The following is a 14,773-nucleotide window of genomic DNA, read 5'->3' on the forward strand; positions in this document are numbered from 1 at the left end:
GCCACCTTGGGCGGGAGGGCACTGGTCACGGGCCTCCTGGCGTCGGCGTCGTCGCGGGAGGTTCGCATGCCGCCGCGCCGGCTCGACTGATTGATCGTCAGGGTGACCGCCGGTCAAGGGTGAAGAGCAGGGCGACCAGCGCCCCGTCGGCCGTGCGGCCCTCGCGGCAGACGGTGTTCTCGGCGAAGGTCGGGAGAGCGGGCAGGCTGAGGTTCGGGGTGATCTGGCGGGCCAGCCAGACGCGCTGGTGGCGGCCCGGTCCGGTCCGGTGCTCCACGGTGGCGGCGTCCCACAGCAGTCCGAGGTCGGCGCTGAGAGCCTGCCAGTGCGGTGCGGCCGCTACGAACTCGGCCTCGGCGATCCGCTCGGGCGGGCCCAACTGGACGAGCAGCAGGACCACGAACGCCTCCTCCGCCCCGACCGCGGTGTTGTCGATGATCTCGGCGCCGATGTGCACCGGGTGCGAGCCCGACGGCAGGCCGGGCAAGGTCGCGTCACCGGCGTGGTGGTACTCCTCCGGCCGGTCCCAGGGGTCCTCGATGTACTCGTCGGCGAGCCGGCGCAGCAGCGTCTCCAGGTCCATGGCCACAGATCATGCCAGGACGGGGCCGCACCCTTTCGGCCGCAGGGATGTCAAGGGAACGTCAGGACAGGCCCGATGGGTGTAGACCGCGCGTCAGGGGCGGCGCTGCCGGCCGCGAACGGGTTGCACTGGAGGCGGGCTCGGAGCCGAGCCCGCAGGGCACGGTAACGGGAAGGGCGATGCACGCCATGACCGGCTACCTGGTGATCTCGACGGACCCCGACGGACGACACGCTCGCCCGGCTGACGACCTTCAGCGGACCGACTTGCCGCACCGGGCGAACCTGGCACCGATGGCGACGAGGGTGGCGACGGAGGCCGTGGCCGGATGTGGCGGTGGGGTAGGGGCGGCGGAGGTTTCGCAGGGGCAGTCGAATCCTGTGGGGCCAGCTCTCCTGTACTTGCGAGTCCCGCTGTTCGAGGTCGTCGCGGCCTTTGCTTCGGAGCCATCGGAGGGCGATCTGTGCTGCTGGTCCGCACCTGTTCGACGCTTCGACGGTCTGCGAGAATCGGCCGGTCGGTAGAACAGGCGAGGAGGTCTCCCGTGGGCGGGGACGAGATGCGGCCGCGGATTCCGCAGCTACGGCTGGACGAGCTGTTGGAGGAGCTCCAGGCGCGCATCGACGCCGCTCGGGGAACCCGGGACCGGGTGCACAGCCTGCTGGAGGCGGTGCTGTCGGTGGGCCGGGAGCTGGATCTGACCCAGGTGTTGCGGCGCATCGTCGAGGCGGCCGCGGTGTTGGTGGACGCCCGGTACGCGGCGCTCGGCGTGATCGGTCCGGACGGGGAGACGCTGTCGGAGTTCCTGACCGTAGGACTGTCAGAGGAGGAGATCGCGCGGATCGGCCCCTACCCGACCGGCCGGGGCATCCTGGGGGAGTTGATCCACCACCCCGAGGCGCTGCGCCTTGCGGATCTGGCCGGGCACGGCGCGTCCTACGGGTTCCCGGCGAACCATCCGCCGATGCGCACGTTCCTCGGTGTGCCGGTGCGGGTGCGCGACGAGGTGTTCGGCAACCTCTACCTCACGGACAAGCGGAGCGGCGAGGAGTTCGACGCCGACGACGAGTCGGTGATCTCGACCTTGGCGGTGGCCGCCGGGGTGGCGATCGACAACGCCCGTCTGTACGAGGAGTCGCAACGTCAGCACCGCTGGTTGGCCGCGAACGCCGAGATCACCCGCGGGCTGCTGTCCGGTAGTGCCCGCTCGCAGGTGCTGGAGCTGATCGCCCAGCGCGCGCGGGAGATCACCGGGTCTGAGCTGGCGGACGTTTCCGTCCCTGTGGCCGGCACCGCGGCAGTGCGGGTGGAGCTCGCACTGGGCGGGGACGAAGCCGAGCGGTTGGGCCTGGTGGTGCCGCTGGAAGGCTCGCTGTCCGGCGAGGCCTGCGCTCAGGGCTCACCGGCAGCGACGGCCGATCTGGCGGGCGACCCGCGGCTGTCCGCGGGCCCGCGGCGGTTCGACGGGCTGGGGCCGGCGGTCGCGGTGCCGCTCGGCCGCGGCGCCGGGCAGGTCGAGGGTGTGCTGCTGCTGGCCAGGCGGTCGGGGGAGCAGCCGTTCACCGAGCGGGAGATCGCCCCGCTGCTGGGGTTCGCCGACCAGGCGGCGCTGGCCCTGGAGCTTGCGGAGCGCCGCCGCGACGCGGAGCAGCTGGCGATGCTGGAGGACCGCGACCGGATCGCCCGCGACCTGCACGACCTGGCGATCCAGCGGCTGTTCGCGACCGGGATGACGCTGCAGAGCGCGGCCCGCTTCATCGACCACTCCGGCGCCTCGGACCGGGTGCTGCGGGCGGTGGGTGATCTGGACGAGACCATCAAGATCATCCGCTCAACGATCTTCGGCCTCCGTGCCCGGGACGACAACGCGGGCCAGGGCCTGCGTGCCCGGGCGGTGCGCGTGGTCGAGGAGGCGCAGGCGGCGCTGGGCTTCGCGCCGAGGCTGAGCATGGAGGGCCTGCTCGACACGGACGTTTCCGCGGAGGTGGCCGAGCACGTGGTGGCGGTGCTGGGGGAGGCACTGAGCAACGTGGCCCGGCACGCGAAGGCGCGCCGCGTCGAGGTGGTGCTCCAGGCGGCCGGGGCACGGGTCGTGCTGACCGTACGGGATGACGGGGTCGGGATCCCGGAGCAGGGCCGGCGCAGTGGTCTGCGCAACCTCGCGGAGCGGGCCGAGAGCCTCGGCGGCACCCTGGAACTCGCGAGCCCCCCGGAGGGCGGGACGGACCTGGTGTGGTCGGTGCCGCTCGGCTGACCCGGGTGGGGTGCTGCACTCATGTCGCGGGCCGGTGCTCGACCGCCGGCCCGGACCGATGCGGTAACGAGGCGGACAGGACGCGGCCGTTGAGCAGTTCGGGCCGGATCCGGATGGTCACCAGGCCGGCGGGTCGGGCTGCCGGGGCGTACCCGTCCGTGGGAGGCTCCTCGCTCACGTCGGCCCGGCCGAGGACGGTCACGCTCCAGCCGCTGCCGTCGATCTCGTCCACCTCGCTGACCTCGAAGGCGACGAGCGCTCCCGAGACGGCCCGGACCAGCTCGGAACCGGCGGCGACGCTCAGCACCACCCCCGCGTCACCGTCGAGGAGGTACCGGGTGGGGAGGACGGCCGGCAGGGCGCCCACGGTGTAGACGACGCGGCCGACCGAGGCCGTGGCGAGGAGCCGCAGGCACTGCCGCTCGTCAAGTGACGGCGTGGTATCGGGTGTCATGGCAACGATGCTCGCGCTGCGCCCTCGCGCGGGGGAGGGGCCGTTGGTCCCCGGGTGGCGGCAGGCCGGCCCGGTCCCGGGTGGCTGGTCGGATCTCCGGTGGGCAGCGGAGACGGGTTCAGCGGGTGAGCCGTCCGCCGCCCTGGTTCTGGGCGGCGAGGGTCTCCGTGGCGATGATGGCGGCCTGGACCCGGCGCTCCACGCCGAGTTTGGCGAGCAGCCGGGAAACGTGGTTCTTGACGGTCTTCTCGGCGAGGTAGAGCCGCTGGCCGATCTGGCGGTTGGTCAGCCCCTCGCCGACGAGGGCGAGGATCTCCCGCTCCCGGTCGGTGAGTTCGGGGAAAGCCTGGGCCGGAGCGGGGGCGTCGCCCCGCAGTCGAGCCATCAGACGGGTGGTGGCGCCGGGGTCGAGCATGGACTGGCCGGCGGCGACGGTCCGTACGGCGGAGACGAGGTCGGTGCCGCTGATCTGCTTGAGGACGTAGCCGGCGGCGCCGGCCATGATCGAGTCGAGCAGGGCCTCCTCGTCGTCGAAGGAGGTGAGCATCAGACAGGCGAGTTCGGGCATGCGTGAGCGGAGTTCGCGGCACACGGTCACGCCGTCGCCGTCCGGCAGCCGCATGTCCAGGATGGCGACGTCGGGACGCAGGGCAGGGACGCGGGTGATCGCCTGCTCCGCGGTGGCGGCCTCGCCGATCACGGTCAGGCCGGGCTCCGCGTCCAGCAGATCATGGACGCCCCGGCGGACGACCTCGTGGTCGTCGAGGAGGAACACCTTGACGGGGGTGATCGACTGGTCTGCCGCGTCGTCGGCCATCGCTTCTCCGTACCTCGGGACCCGGCACCGGATGGCGCGGGCGAAACCTGCCAGGAGTCTGCCGCGTGCGTGAGCGCACCGGTAGGGCCGGAAGGCCCTGTCTCCGGCGAGGCAGCGGCCGGCGGGAGCTGTGATGATCCGGCCGGGGAGAGCGCCGTCCGACAGGCGGCGTGTCCGGCGTCGGTGCGGGGCGGTCACCAACTCAAGGTGTCGGGGGTTCCGGGCTCACCGTGGACGCGTCCGGTCCAGCGGGGTTCCGAACCGGCAGGCCGGGATGGGTCCGGCGGATCCGCTCCGCCGCATCGGACAGGGCCTTCAGCGCGGCGGGCCGCAGGTCTCCGGTCCGGGGCGCGCCGATGTCGCCCGTGCTCAGCCAGGGCCACGCGTGGAGGATCCGCAGACCGGTGCCGCGGCGGACGGCTTCCTGGGCGGCCCAGAGGACGGCTGCCCGGCTCTGCGCCGATCCGTCGATCCCGGTCAGGACGTTTCCCGGCATGGTTCTGCTCCTTTTCGTTGGCCCTCGGCGAGGACTGACACCGCTCGCCTCCGCCACTCTCGCGGCGGAGGCGAGGGCGGGACCAGAGGCCGACAGATCCGGCGAACGGGCCACTGGTCCCCGGCCGGTGCGGAGCCGGGCTCGCGGGGCGGATGCCACGGTGCACGCGACGGACATCCCTGATCCGCTGCGAGTCCTGGGGCCACCGCGCGACTCGGGCCGGGTCGGGACCACCGGGGTGCCGGCCCGGGACGGGTGGCGCCGCAAGCAGGGCCCGAGGTCCCTGGGGCAGGGCGGGGCCGCGGGCCGAGGATCTTCACCGTGGGCGACAGGCACGGCTGGTGTCCCGCCCGAATTCCTCCGGTCCCTGGCAAAGGAGCCCCCTCATGTCCGCATCCGATCGCGGGAGAACGCTGGCGAGCCCGACGGCAGGTGAAACCGCAGGGCGCAACGCCACGTTCGGACTGCCGGCCGCGACCGCACTCGTCGTCGGCAGCGTCATCGGGACCGGGGTGTTCGCGTTGCCCTCGGCGCTCGCGCCGTACGGGCCGATCGCGTTGGTGGCGTTCGTGCTGGTGACCGTCGGGGCGCTGGCGCTGGCAGTGACCTTCGGGAAGCTCTCGAAGCGGGTGCCCGGCAGTGGCGGCCCGTACGTCTACGCCCGGGAGGCGTTCGGCGAGTTCGCGGGCTTCCTGACCGCCTGGTCCTACTGGATCACCGCCTGGGCCGGGAACGCGGCCATCGTGGTGGCCTGGGTCGGCTACGTCGAGGTCTTCGTCAACAAGGGCCACCACACCGGGACTTCGATTGCCATCGCGCTGACGGGCCTGTGGCTGCCGGCGATCGTGAACCTGGCCGGCGTGCGCAGCATCGGGGCCTTCCAGGTGGTCACCACGGTGCTGAAGTTCCTGCCGCTGGCGTTCATGGCCACGGCCGGCCTGCTGTTCGTCAAGTCCGGCAACTTCGGCGCGTTCAACGCGAGCGGCGGGTCGGCGCTGGGCGCCGTCTCGGCGGCCGGGGCGATCGCGCTGTTCAGCTACATCGGTCTGGAGACCGCCTCGGTGGCGGCCGGGCGGGTGCGGGAGCCGAAGCGCAACGTACCCAGGGCCACCGTGTACGGCACCTTGGCCTGTGCGGCGATCTACCTGCTCGGCACGCTGGCGGTGTTCGGCACCGTCCCGCACGCCCGACTCGGCGCCTCCACCGCCCCGTTCACCGACGCGATGAACAACATCGCGGGCGGCCACTGGGCCGGAAACCTGGTCGCCGCGGCGGCGGTCGTCTCCGGGCTCGGCGCCCTGAACGGCTGGACCCTGATCTGCGCGGAGATGCCGATGGCCGCGGCCCGCGACGGACTGTTCCCGGCCGCCTTCGCCCGCACTCGCGGCCGCGGCGAGGTCCCCGCCTTCGGCATCGTCTCGGCAACGGTCCTCGCCTCGCTGCTCACGGTGGTCAGCTACACCCGGTTCACCCAGGTGTTCACCGAGATCGTCCTGCTGAGCGTGCTCACCGCCGTGATCCCCTACCTGGTCTCCGCCGCCGCCCAGCTGTACTGGCTGGCGCAGCACGGGCGGGAACAACCGGACCGTCGTCGCCTCGCCCGGGACACCGCCGTCACCGTCCTGGCCCTGGCCTTCTCCTACTGGTCGATCCAGGGCAGCGGCTACCAGACCGTCTACTACGGCCTGTTCACCATCCTGCTCGGCATCCCGGTCTACGTCTGGCTCAAGCGGCCCCACACCCGGCCCGCCGCCGGCAGCCCGACCGGCACCGACGCCCCGCCCGCCGCCATCGGTACGGCCCACCGCGACGGGGGGCTGCCGAAAGCGGCCCGGACCGTCCGGCCCGTCGGCCTGCCGACCATCCTGCGACGCGCGGTCTTCCCGCGCCACCAGCACTGATCCCGTTACCAGCACTGACCCCCGAGGAGTGCCCCCGATGTCCACCCTGCGTGTCGACTCCGAAGCAGGCCGCCTGCGCCAGGTGATCCTGCACCGCCCCGGTCTGGAACTGACCCGGCTGACCCCGCGCAACGCCGACGACCTGCTCTTCGACGACATCCTCTGGGCCAAGCGCGCCCGCGAGGAGCACGACGCCTTCGCCCAGGTGCTGCGCGACCACGGCGTCCGCGTCCACCACTACGCCGAGCTGCTCGCCGAGACGCTCGAACTACCGTCGGCCCGGGCATGGTTGCTCGACCAGGTGGTCACCCCGGCCGCCGTCGGGCCGGCCCTGGTCGAGCCGGTGCGGGAGCTGTGCGAGCAGCTCGACGGCGCCACACTCGCCGAGTACCTGATCGGCGGCGTCCTCAAGGAGGACCTGCCGCTGAGAAGCCCGCACAGCCTGGTCTGGGACACCTTGGGCGAGCAGGACTTCGCCCTCCCGCCGCTGCCCAACCACCTCTTCCCGCGCGACAACTCCTGCTGGATCGGCTCCCGGTACAGCCTCAACCCGATGGCGAAGCCGGCCCGCCGGCGGGAGACCCTGCACACCGCGGCGATCTACCGCTTCCACCCGCTGTTCGCCGAGACCGCACCCCCACTGCTGGACGGCACTGCCACCGCGCCGGGGCTCAGCGTGGAAGGCGGTGACGTCCACGTGATCGCCCCCGGTGTCGTCATGGTCGGCATGGGCGAGCGCACCACGGCCACGGCCGTCGAAACCCTCGCCCAGCAGCTGTTCGCGACCACCACCGCGCACCGGCTGATCGCCGTGCGGCTGCCGGAGAGCCGGGCGTTCATGCACCTGGACACCGTCATGACGATGGTCGACCGGGACACCTTCGCGCTCTACCCGGGCCTCGCGGACCGGTTGCGCTCCTGGACCCTCACCCCCGCCCCGGAGCGTCCGGCCGGCTACGACGTGCGGGCCGCCCCCGACCTGGCCGCCTCGCTCGCCGAGGCCCTCGACCTGGACAAGGTCCGGTTCCTGGCCGCCGAACAGGACTCCCGCGCCGCTGAGCGCGAGCAGTGGGACGACGGGAGCAACTTCCTCGCGCTCGCCCCGGGCGTCGTCGTCGGCTACGAGCGCAACACCACCACCAACACCCACCTCCGCCGGCAGGGCATCGAGATCGTCACCATCGCCGGCTCCGAGCTCGGCCGCGGCCGCGGCGGACCGCGCTGCATGAGCTGCCCGATCCAGCGCGACCCCGCCAACTGACCCTCACCGAAGGAGACGAACCCCATGGCCACCGACCTCACCGGCCGCCACTACCTGCGCGAACTCGACTTCACCGCCGCCGAGATCCACCACCTCCTCGACCTCACCGCCGAGCTGAAGACCGCCCGGCGGGACGGCACCGAGACCGCTCGCCTCGCCGGCCGCAGGATCGCCCTGATCTTCGAGAAGAACTCCACCAGGACCCGCTGCGCCTTCGAGGTCGCCGCGGCCGACCAAGGGGCGACCACCACCTACCTCGGCCCGGACAGCTCCCACATCGGGCACAAGGAGAGCGTGGCCGACACCGCGCGGGTGCTGGGCCGCATGTACGACGCCGTCGAGTACCGCGGCTTCGACCAGGACACCGTCACCGAACTCGCGGCCCACGCGGGCGTCCCGGTCTACAACGGTCTCACCGACCGGTGGCACCCGACGCAGAGCCTGTGCGACGTCTTCACGATGTGCGAGCACACGTCGAAGCCGCCGGAGGAGATCTCCTTCTGCTACCTCGGTGACGCCCGCAACAACACCGCGCACTCCCTGACGGCCATGGGCAGCCTGCTCGGCATGGACGTGCGCATCGCCGCGCCGCGCGACCTGTGGCCCGACCCGGCCCTCGTCTCGGAGTGCCTGCTGCTCGGCCAGGAGAGCGGGGCCCGGCTCACCCTCACCGACGAGGTGGCGGAGGCCGTCCGCGGGGCGGACTTCCTCTACACCGACGTGTGGGTGTCCATGGGCGAGGAGCACGCCCAGTGGCCCGAGCGCATCGCCCGGCTGTTGCCCTACCAGGTCAACGCCAAGACTATGGCCGCCACCGGCAACCCGGACACCGCCTTCCTGCACTGCCTGCCGGCCCTGCACGACCGGCGCACCGACCTCGGCGCGGAACTCGCCGCCGAGCACGGCCTCGCCGGCCTCGAAGTCACCGACGAGGTCTTCGAGTCGCCCGCCTCGCTGGTCTTCGACCAGGCCGAGAACCGCATGCACACCATCAAGGCGATCCTCGTCGCCACCCTCGGGAGGAAGTGACCATGCGCATCGTCGCAGCCCTGGGCGGGAACGCCCTGCTCCAGCGGGGCGAACACCCCGACGCCGCCGTCCAGTCCCGCCACGTCCACGACGCGGCGCGCTCGCTCGCCGAACTCGTCACGGCCGGGCACGAGGTGGTGATCACCCACGGCAACGGACCGCAGATCGGCCTGCTCGCCGCGGAGAGCGAGACCGACCCGGCCCTCACCGCGCCGTACCCCCTGGACGTCCTCGGGGCCCAGACCCAGGGAATGATCGGCACCCTGCTCGCCCGTGAGCTGATGACCCGGCTGCCCGGCCGCGCCGTCGCCGCGCTGGTCACCCACACCGAAGTGGACCCCCGCGATCCCGCCTTCCGCCGGCCGGCCAAGTTCATCGGCGGACAACTCACCGACCGGCAGGCCCGGATGGCCGAGATCGAGCGGGGCTGGACCACCGCGCGGGACGGTGCCCGGATGCGCCGTGTGGTTCCCTCCCCGCAGCCGACGGCGATCGTCGAAGTGGCGGCCGTCCAGGCCCTGCTGGCGACCGGCGCCGTGGTGATCGCCGCCGGTGGGGGAGGCGTCCCGGTCACCCGTGATCCGGACACCGACCGGGTGCGCGGTGTCGAGGCGGTCGTCGACAAGGACCTCACCGCCGCGCTGCTCGCCCGGCAGCTCGACGCCGACGCGCTGCTGATCCTCACCGACGTCACCCACGTGTTCACCGGCTACGGCACCTCCCACCCCCGCCCGCTGGTCACCGCGTCTCCCGCGCAACTGCGCGCGCTCGACCTGCCGGAGGGCTCGATGCGTCCCAAGGCCGAAGCCGCCGCCGGATTCGTGGAGCGAACCGGCCGGTTCGCCGCCATCGGCCCACTGGACAACGCGCTCGGCACGCTGCTGGGAACCACCGGAACCACCGTGCGGGGCGCCGTCGAGGACGGAAAGCCGGACCCCACCGCGCTGCCCGCCGGATCACCCGTCCGGAACCCCACCGCGGCCCACACCACCGTCTGACGCAGCCGGGAAGGAGAACCACGATGAATTCGCACCGCGACCGGCCCGCCACCGCCATCACGGTGACGACCCGCGGCGAGGTCACCCTGGCCGCGCCCGACTACGCCGAGGCGAAGCTCCTCGCCGTCCTGGAAAGGCTCGACGAACCGGTCCTCGCCGCGCGGGTGAAGCTCACCCAGGAGCCGAACCACGCCGTGGCCAAGCCGTCGATCGCCCAGGCCACGATCGACCTGAACGGCCGCCCCGTGCGCGCCCACGTCGCCGCCACCACGATGCAGGAGGCCGTCGACCTGCTCCAGGACCGACTCAATGCCAGGATCGCCCGGGTGCGGTCCCACCAGCACCACCGCCATCACGCCGAGCGGTCCGTCGCAGGGCGCGAGCACCGGCCGCAGCGCCGCGAGCCGGACGGAGAGGAGCGCCGCATCGTGCGGCACAAGTCCTACGGGCTCGTGCGTCGGACCACCTGGGAGGCGGTACTCGAACTCGAGGCGATGGACTACGACTTCCACCTCTACACCGACGCGACGACGGGCGGCGACCGCGTCGTCGACCACGACGGGACGACGGGGACGTACCGTATCGCCTCGGCCGGAGAAGCACCCGAGACCGAGCCGGGCATCTCGGTGAGCACCCGTGCGGTGCCCGAACTGACCACCGCCGACGCGGCGTCGCACCTCGGCCTGAGCGGCCTGCCGTACCTCTTCTTCACCGACCGCGGGACCGGCCGCGGCAACGTCCTCTACCACCGTTACGACGGCCACTACGGCCTCATCACTCCCGCGCAGTAGCCGGCGCGGGGCGGAAAAGCCGGATGCCGCGTCCACCTCGAGTGGACGCGGCATCCGCATTGCCGTCCCCGGTGCCGCGGTGGGCACCTGCGGCGTGTCAGTCGTGGGGGACGACGGCGACCGGCGCCTGGGCGTGGTGGATCACCGCGTGGGCGACCGGACCGAGGCGCAGGCCGAGGTGGTGACGGCGCCGGTGGCGGCCGACCACGACGAGTGCGGCGTCCCCGGAGGCGTCCACCACGGCGCCGGCGCCGGTGCCCATCCGGTTGTCCTCGACCACCGTCACGTCCGGGTACTTGTTCCGCCACGGGTTGAGCGCCCGGCCGAGCAACTCGGCCTCGATGACGCGGAACTGCTCGGTCTCGAGCTGCGGCGCCGTCCAGCCGCCGTAGCCCCACCCGGGCGGCGGCGTCCAGCCGTGAACGGCGCGCAGCACGGTGCCGCGTGCCGCGGCCGCCCGGAAGGCGAAGCCGACGACCTCGTCCGCCGGGTCACGGGTGTCGATGCCGACGACCACTTCGGCGTCGTCGGGGGCGCCGGTCTGCCGCGGCTGCGCGGCCCGGACCAGGACGACCGGCACGTCGCACCGCGCCGCGACGTTCAGGCCGACCGATCCCACCAGCAGGCCCTCGAAGCCGCCCAGTCCCAGGGAACCGACGGTGAGCAGCTCGGCTTCGGCCGCGGCGGCGAGGAGGGAGGCGGCCGGCTCGTGGCCGGGCAGGAGTGCGGTGTGCACCTCCAGCCCGGGGTGGGCCGCGCGCACCTGCCGCGCGGCGTCGTCGAGCATCCGCTCGGTCTGGGCGCGCACGCGCGCCGGCTGGTCCGGATCGGCGTGCACGTCGTCCTCCCAGGTCCAGGCGTGGGCGAGGCGCAGGGCACGGCCTCGGCGTACCGCTTCGTCGGCCGCCCACTGCGCCGCCGCGGTGCTCTCGGCCGAACCGTCGATACCGGCCAGTACGAACTTGCTCATGGCGATGCCCTGCTTTCCGTCGTTCGAACTGCCCCGGGCACCACCGCCCGGGTCCGGGACCAGCCTCGCCGAGGGCGGCCCTCCGGCCCCAGGGCCGGCCGGGTACATCCGCGGGGCCAAGGTCCCGGATGCGCGAAGGCGCGCACCCGGGCGTTCCGGGTGCGCGCCTTCGCGCGTTCGATGGAGGAGACTGCCGGCCGCTCAGCCGAAGGCGGACTTCAGCGCCTGGAACGCCCTCTTGGGGTCCGAGAGGGCGTGGTAGACGGGCGGGACCGGCTTGTCGAGGCCGAGCAGCCGGTACACGGCGTGCATGGCGCCGCGCACCGAGTACTCGACGGTGAAGACCACGTCCTCGGCGATCTCCACGAACTGGCCGAGGAAGGCGAAGTTGCGGGCGCCGTGCGGGATCACCAGCGGCCGGTCGTGAACGCCGCGACGGGCGAACTGGCTGGTGGTGTAGGGCATCATCACGGTGGTGACCGTGGTGGTGGCACGGACCTCCTCGGCGATGTCCTCGAAGTCGAGCTGGCCGAGGAGTTCGTCCAGGATTTCCCTGCCGGTGGACGCCGCCATCGCCTTGCCGGTGTGCTCACCGGGCGCGTCGATGAACAGGCCGTAACCCCAGAGGGTGAGGACGTCCTCGGGCTGCCCCTCGAAGTGCGGCGGCCGCGGCACGACGACGGACATCAGCCAGGGCGAATCCTTGAACGTCATCAGCGCGCCCGTGCCGGGGGCGTTGCCCGAGAACTCCTCGATCCGCTTCAGCAGGGCGGGGCTGCGCATGGTCAGCGTGAAGGACTGCCAGGCGGCCTCGGCGATGTTGCCGTTGAAGACGCCGGGCCGGCCGAAGTCGGGGGCCTTGCGGGAGAGCGTCTCCCACAGCGTCCAGCCGCCGTCGCGCTTGTCGCGGACCAGTTCGGCGACGGTGTCGTCCCCGCCGTAGGCGGCGTCCGCGGTCATCGAGCCGAGGGTGATGAACGCCAGGTCGAGCTCGGCGAGCTCGATGGTCTCCGGGTTGCCGCCACGGTCGAGGTGGAGGCGCTTGGCGCGGCGGATTCCGCCGTCCTCGGTGAAGTCGACGTCCGTGACCGTGACGCCGTGCTCGAACCGCACCCCGCGTTCGGTCAGCCACCGGATGAGCGGCCGCACGATCGAGTCGTACTGGTTCAGCCGGGTGCGGCGGACGCCGGAGAGGGTGTGGATGCGCGGGAACTCCTGGACGAAGCGCAGGAAGTACCGCTTCAGCTCGATCGCGCTGTGCCAGTTCTGGAAGGCGAACGTGGTGCGCCACATCGCCCAGAAGTTGGTGGCGAAGAAGTGCTCGGAGAAGAACTCGTCGATCCGGCGGGAGCCGATCACCGACTCGGGCAGGGCCAGCAGGCGGGCGAGTTCGATCCGGTCCCGGGTGTTCAGACCGAGTTGCGAGGCGTCCAGGATGCGGTGGTCCCGGTCGATCAGCCGGGCCTTCGCCTCGGTGGGCCACTGCTCGTTGAAGGTGAGGATCTCCTGTCTGACGGTGAGGTTCTCGTCGTCCAGTGTGGGAATGGTGTCCAGGAGGTTCCACAGGCAGGTGTACGCCTCTTCCTCCAGCATCCGTCCGCCCCGCGTGACGTAGCCCTGCCCGTCGGATCCCCGGCCGTCCAGCGAGCCGCCGGCCACGGGGAGTTCTTCCAGGATCCGGATGTCCTCGCCCGGGAATTCGCCGTCCCGGATCAGGAAGGCCGCTGCGGCGAGGGAGGCGATGCCACCACCGACGAGGTAGGCCTTGGTCTGCCGCGAACTTTCGATCATGACTTCTCCTGGTGAGCGGGCCGGTGCCCCCTGCCGCCCCGGGCTGGTCGGCGGGCTGGCTCCAGCCTTCTCCCACCGGGCCCGTGGCCGGCAGGGCCGGGCGGACCTGGTCGCAGGACCACTGGTCCCGGGCCGCGGTGGCGAACGGTCTGCGCGGCCGGGTTCGCCCCGGCGTCGGTCCCGTCCCGAGGTCCCGTCCCGAGGCCCGGACCGCCGGCACGTGCCCGCGAAGCCTCGCCCGGCCGCCCCGGACCGGTGGCCCACGCCATGCTGCACCATGCCGCCTCCCCGGTGGCCGACCCGTGCACCACGCCCCGCTCCGAGGACCTTCGGCACCTGCCAGGGGCTGCCCGGCCCATGTCGGGACGTCCCCGTGCGGGACGACCCTGCTCGATACGAGCCGGGCACACAGGTGCCCGTCCCAGAGGCCTTGGAGGTCGCAACCATGTCCGATTCCGTCGTGGTGGGTGTCGACGGGTCCGCCGAGAGCAGCGCGGCGGCTCGATGGGCGGCGTTCGACGCCTACCGGCGCCGCGTCGCCCTCCGGCTGGTGTGCGTGGTACCGCCGGAGGGCGGCGACCTCCCGCACCGGGAGACGGCCGGACACCGGCCGCCGGATTTCGCGACGGCGCTCCTGGCGTCGATCGCGACCGCGCTGCCCCAGCTGGACGTCTCCTGCGAGGTGGTCCCCGGGAACCCGTGGTCCGCCCTGGCCGCCGCCGGCGAGCAGGAGGGGCTGCTGGTGCTCGGTTCGAGGGGACCGGGCGCGGTCGCCGGGAGGCTCCTCGGCTCCGTCGCGCTGCGCACCGCCGGGGAGGCGCGGTGCCCGGTCGTTCTGGTTCCGGAGGGTGCTGCGGGCCCGGAGGCCGGGCTCGGCGAGGTCGTGGTCGGCCTGCGGGGCGGCGGTCGGCCGTCGGACGTGGTCCTCGGGTTCGCGTTCGAGGAGGCCGCCCGGCGCGGCGCCGTACTGCGGGCGCTGGAAGGGCGGGTCGAACCGCACGGGCCGCTGCGGACCGAGGCCCCGATCGCGCCGGAGGATATCCGCCGGTCGCTGGTGGAGTCCGAGACGGTGCGGCTGCGGGATGCCCTTGCCCGCTGGCGGGAGAAGTTCCCCGAGGTGCGCGCGGTGGCGGAGGTGTCCGGCTGGGACGCGGCCCGGACGCTGGTGGAGGCTTCGCGCAGTGCGGCCCTGGTGGTCGTGGGCCGGCACGCGCCCGCGCGCCCGCCGGCCGCTCCGAAACTCGGGCACGTGGCGCACGCGGTCATTCACCACGCCCACGGTCCGGTGGCGGTGGTGCCGCACGACTGAGCCGGGCCGCGTACGCCGGTGGCCGGGGGAGGGGGGCGGGGGCGAGGGAGGGGGGGTAAGACCGGGGGAGAGGGGGGGTGGGGGGGGGGGGGGGGTTCGGGCTTGTGGGGGCTCCCACC

General features: G+C 72.9%; 13 protein-coding genes. 7 read left to right on the plus strand and 6 right to left on the minus strand.

Annotated elements, in window-relative coordinates:
* Positions 1-97: 97 nt before the first annotated feature.
* Positions 98-583 (minus strand): hypothetical protein, encoded by a 486-nt coding sequence (locus ACZ6Y7_RS05800; RefSeq protein ID WP_465756572.1) that lies wholly within the window; start codon positions 581-583, stop codon positions 98-100.
* A 559-nt stretch (positions 584-1,142) separates the two neighbouring features.
* On the opposite strand from ACZ6Y7_RS05800, the gene ACZ6Y7_RS05805 reads away from it, so the two are divergent.
* Positions 1,143-2,837 (plus strand): GAF domain-containing sensor histidine kinase, encoded by a 1,695-nt coding sequence (locus tag ACZ6Y7_RS05805; RefSeq protein ID WP_465757003.1) that lies wholly within the window; start codon positions 1,143-1,145, stop codon positions 2,835-2,837.
* Between the two features lie 19 nt (positions 2,838-2,856).
* Here ACZ6Y7_RS05805 and ACZ6Y7_RS05810 read toward each other — a convergent pair whose 3' ends face one another.
* The 3 genes from ACZ6Y7_RS05810 to ACZ6Y7_RS05820 form a co-directional block, all read right to left on the minus strand.
* Positions 2,857-3,291, minus strand: a complete 435-nt coding sequence (locus tag ACZ6Y7_RS05810; RefSeq protein ID WP_465756573.1) for a pyridoxamine 5'-phosphate oxidase family protein — start codon at positions 3,289-3,291, stop codon at positions 2,857-2,859.
* A 118-nt stretch (positions 3,292-3,409) separates the two neighbouring features.
* Complete coding sequence (locus ACZ6Y7_RS05815; protein WP_465756574.1) at positions 3,410-4,108, minus strand: response regulator; 699 nt, start codon at positions 4,106-4,108, stop codon at positions 3,410-3,412.
* Between the two features lie 202 nt (positions 4,109-4,310).
* Positions 4,311-4,604: a universal stress protein gene (locus ACZ6Y7_RS05820; RefSeq protein ID WP_465756575.1), complete on the minus strand. Its 294-nt coding sequence runs from the start codon at positions 4,602-4,604 to the stop codon at positions 4,311-4,313.
* A gap of 386 nt (positions 4,605-4,990) precedes the next feature.
* On the opposite strand from ACZ6Y7_RS05820, the gene ACZ6Y7_RS05825 reads away from it, so the two are divergent.
* From ACZ6Y7_RS05825 to ACZ6Y7_RS05845, 5 genes are read left to right on the plus strand one after another with little or no spacing between them, the layout of a single operon-like run.
* Positions 4,991-6,505, plus strand: a complete 1,515-nt coding sequence (locus ACZ6Y7_RS05825) for an amino acid permease (RefSeq protein ID WP_465756576.1) — start codon at positions 4,991-4,993, stop codon at positions 6,503-6,505.
* A gap of 37 nt (positions 6,506-6,542) precedes the next feature.
* Positions 6,543-7,766 (plus strand): arginine deiminase, encoded by a 1,224-nt coding sequence (locus tag ACZ6Y7_RS05830; protein ID WP_465756577.1) that lies wholly within the window; start codon positions 6,543-6,545, stop codon positions 7,764-7,766.
* A gap of 24 nt (positions 7,767-7,790) precedes the next feature.
* Complete coding sequence (argF, locus tag ACZ6Y7_RS05835; RefSeq protein ID WP_465756578.1) at positions 7,791-8,795, plus strand: ornithine carbamoyltransferase; 1,005 nt, start codon at positions 7,791-7,793, stop codon at positions 8,793-8,795.
* Between the two features lie 2 nt (positions 8,796-8,797).
* The gene (locus tag ACZ6Y7_RS05840; protein WP_465756579.1) at positions 8,798-9,793 is read left to right on the plus strand and encodes a carbamate kinase; all 996 of its coding nucleotides are present in this window, start codon (positions 8,798-8,800) and stop codon (positions 9,791-9,793) included.
* 23 nt (positions 9,794-9,816) lie between these two features.
* On the plus strand, positions 9,817-10,584 hold the full coding sequence (locus ACZ6Y7_RS05845) for a sigma 54 modulation/S30EA ribosomal C-terminal domain-containing protein (RefSeq protein ID WP_465756580.1): 768 nt from the start codon (positions 9,817-9,819) through the stop codon (positions 10,582-10,584).
* A 97-nt stretch (positions 10,585-10,681) separates the two neighbouring features.
* On the opposite strand, the gene ACZ6Y7_RS05850 is transcribed toward ACZ6Y7_RS05845, so the two are convergent.
* Together ACZ6Y7_RS05850 and ACZ6Y7_RS05855 are read right to left on the minus strand one after the other, a co-directional pair.
* Positions 10,682-11,554, minus strand: a complete 873-nt coding sequence (locus tag ACZ6Y7_RS05850) for a universal stress protein (protein ID WP_465756581.1) — start codon at positions 11,552-11,554, stop codon at positions 10,682-10,684.
* Positions 11,555-11,755: 201 nt separating this feature from the next.
* Positions 11,756-13,345, minus strand: coding sequence for an oleate hydratase (locus tag ACZ6Y7_RS05855; RefSeq protein WP_465756582.1), 1,590 nt, complete (start codon positions 13,343-13,345; stop codon positions 11,756-11,758).
* A gap of 445 nt (positions 13,346-13,790) precedes the next feature.
* On the opposite strand from ACZ6Y7_RS05855, the gene ACZ6Y7_RS05860 reads away from it, so the two are divergent.
* A complete protein-coding gene (locus ACZ6Y7_RS05860) occupies positions 13,791-14,654 on the plus strand; it encodes a universal stress protein (RefSeq protein ID WP_465756583.1) in 864 nt (287 codons plus the stop codon).
* Positions 14,655-14,773 lie beyond the last annotated feature (119 nt).

The sequence above is a fragment of the Kitasatospora sp. NPDC053308 genome, assembly GCF_055585785.1.

Bases quoted from the DNA above. Each gene is read 5' to 3' on its own strand.
- ACZ6Y7_RS05815 (WP_465756574.1), bottom strand. From the start codon at position 4,108: ATGGCCGACGACGCGGCAGACCAGTCGATCACCCCCGTCAAGGTGTTC.
- argF (WP_465756578.1), top strand. From the start codon at position 7,791: ATGGCCACCGACCTCACCGGCCGCCACTACCTGCGCGAACTCGACTTC.
- ACZ6Y7_RS05805 (WP_465757003.1), top strand. From the start codon at position 1,143: ATGCGGCCGCGGATTCCGCAGCTACGGCTGGACGAGCTGTTGGAGGAG.
- ACZ6Y7_RS05855 (WP_465756582.1), bottom strand. From the start codon at position 13,345: ATGATCGAAAGTTCGCGGCAGACCAAGGCCTACCTCGTCGGTGGTGGC.
- ACZ6Y7_RS05800 (WP_465756572.1), bottom strand. From the start codon at position 583: ATGGACCTGGAGACGCTGCTGCGCCGGCTCGCCGACGAGTACATCGAG.
- ACZ6Y7_RS05830 (WP_465756577.1), top strand. From the start codon at position 6,543: ATGTCCACCCTGCGTGTCGACTCCGAAGCAGGCCGCCTGCGCCAGGTG.
- ACZ6Y7_RS05825 (WP_465756576.1), top strand. From the start codon at position 4,991: ATGTCCGCATCCGATCGCGGGAGAACGCTGGCGAGCCCGACGGCAGGT.
- ACZ6Y7_RS05850 (WP_465756581.1), bottom strand. From the start codon at position 11,554: ATGAGCAAGTTCGTACTGGCCGGTATCGACGGTTCGGCCGAGAGCACC.
- ACZ6Y7_RS05840 (WP_465756579.1), top strand. From the start codon at position 8,798: ATGCGCATCGTCGCAGCCCTGGGCGGGAACGCCCTGCTCCAGCGGGGC.
- ACZ6Y7_RS05820 (WP_465756575.1), bottom strand. From the start codon at position 4,604: ATGCCGGGAAACGTCCTGACCGGGATCGACGGATCGGCGCAGAGCCGG.
- ACZ6Y7_RS05810 (WP_465756573.1), bottom strand. From the start codon at position 3,291: ATGACACCCGATACCACGCCGTCACTTGACGAGCGGCAGTGCCTGCGG.
- ACZ6Y7_RS05860 (WP_465756583.1), top strand. From the start codon at position 13,791: ATGTCCGATTCCGTCGTGGTGGGTGTCGACGGGTCCGCCGAGAGCAGC.
- ACZ6Y7_RS05845 (WP_465756580.1), top strand. From the start codon at position 9,817: ATGAATTCGCACCGCGACCGGCCCGCCACCGCCATCACGGTGACGACC.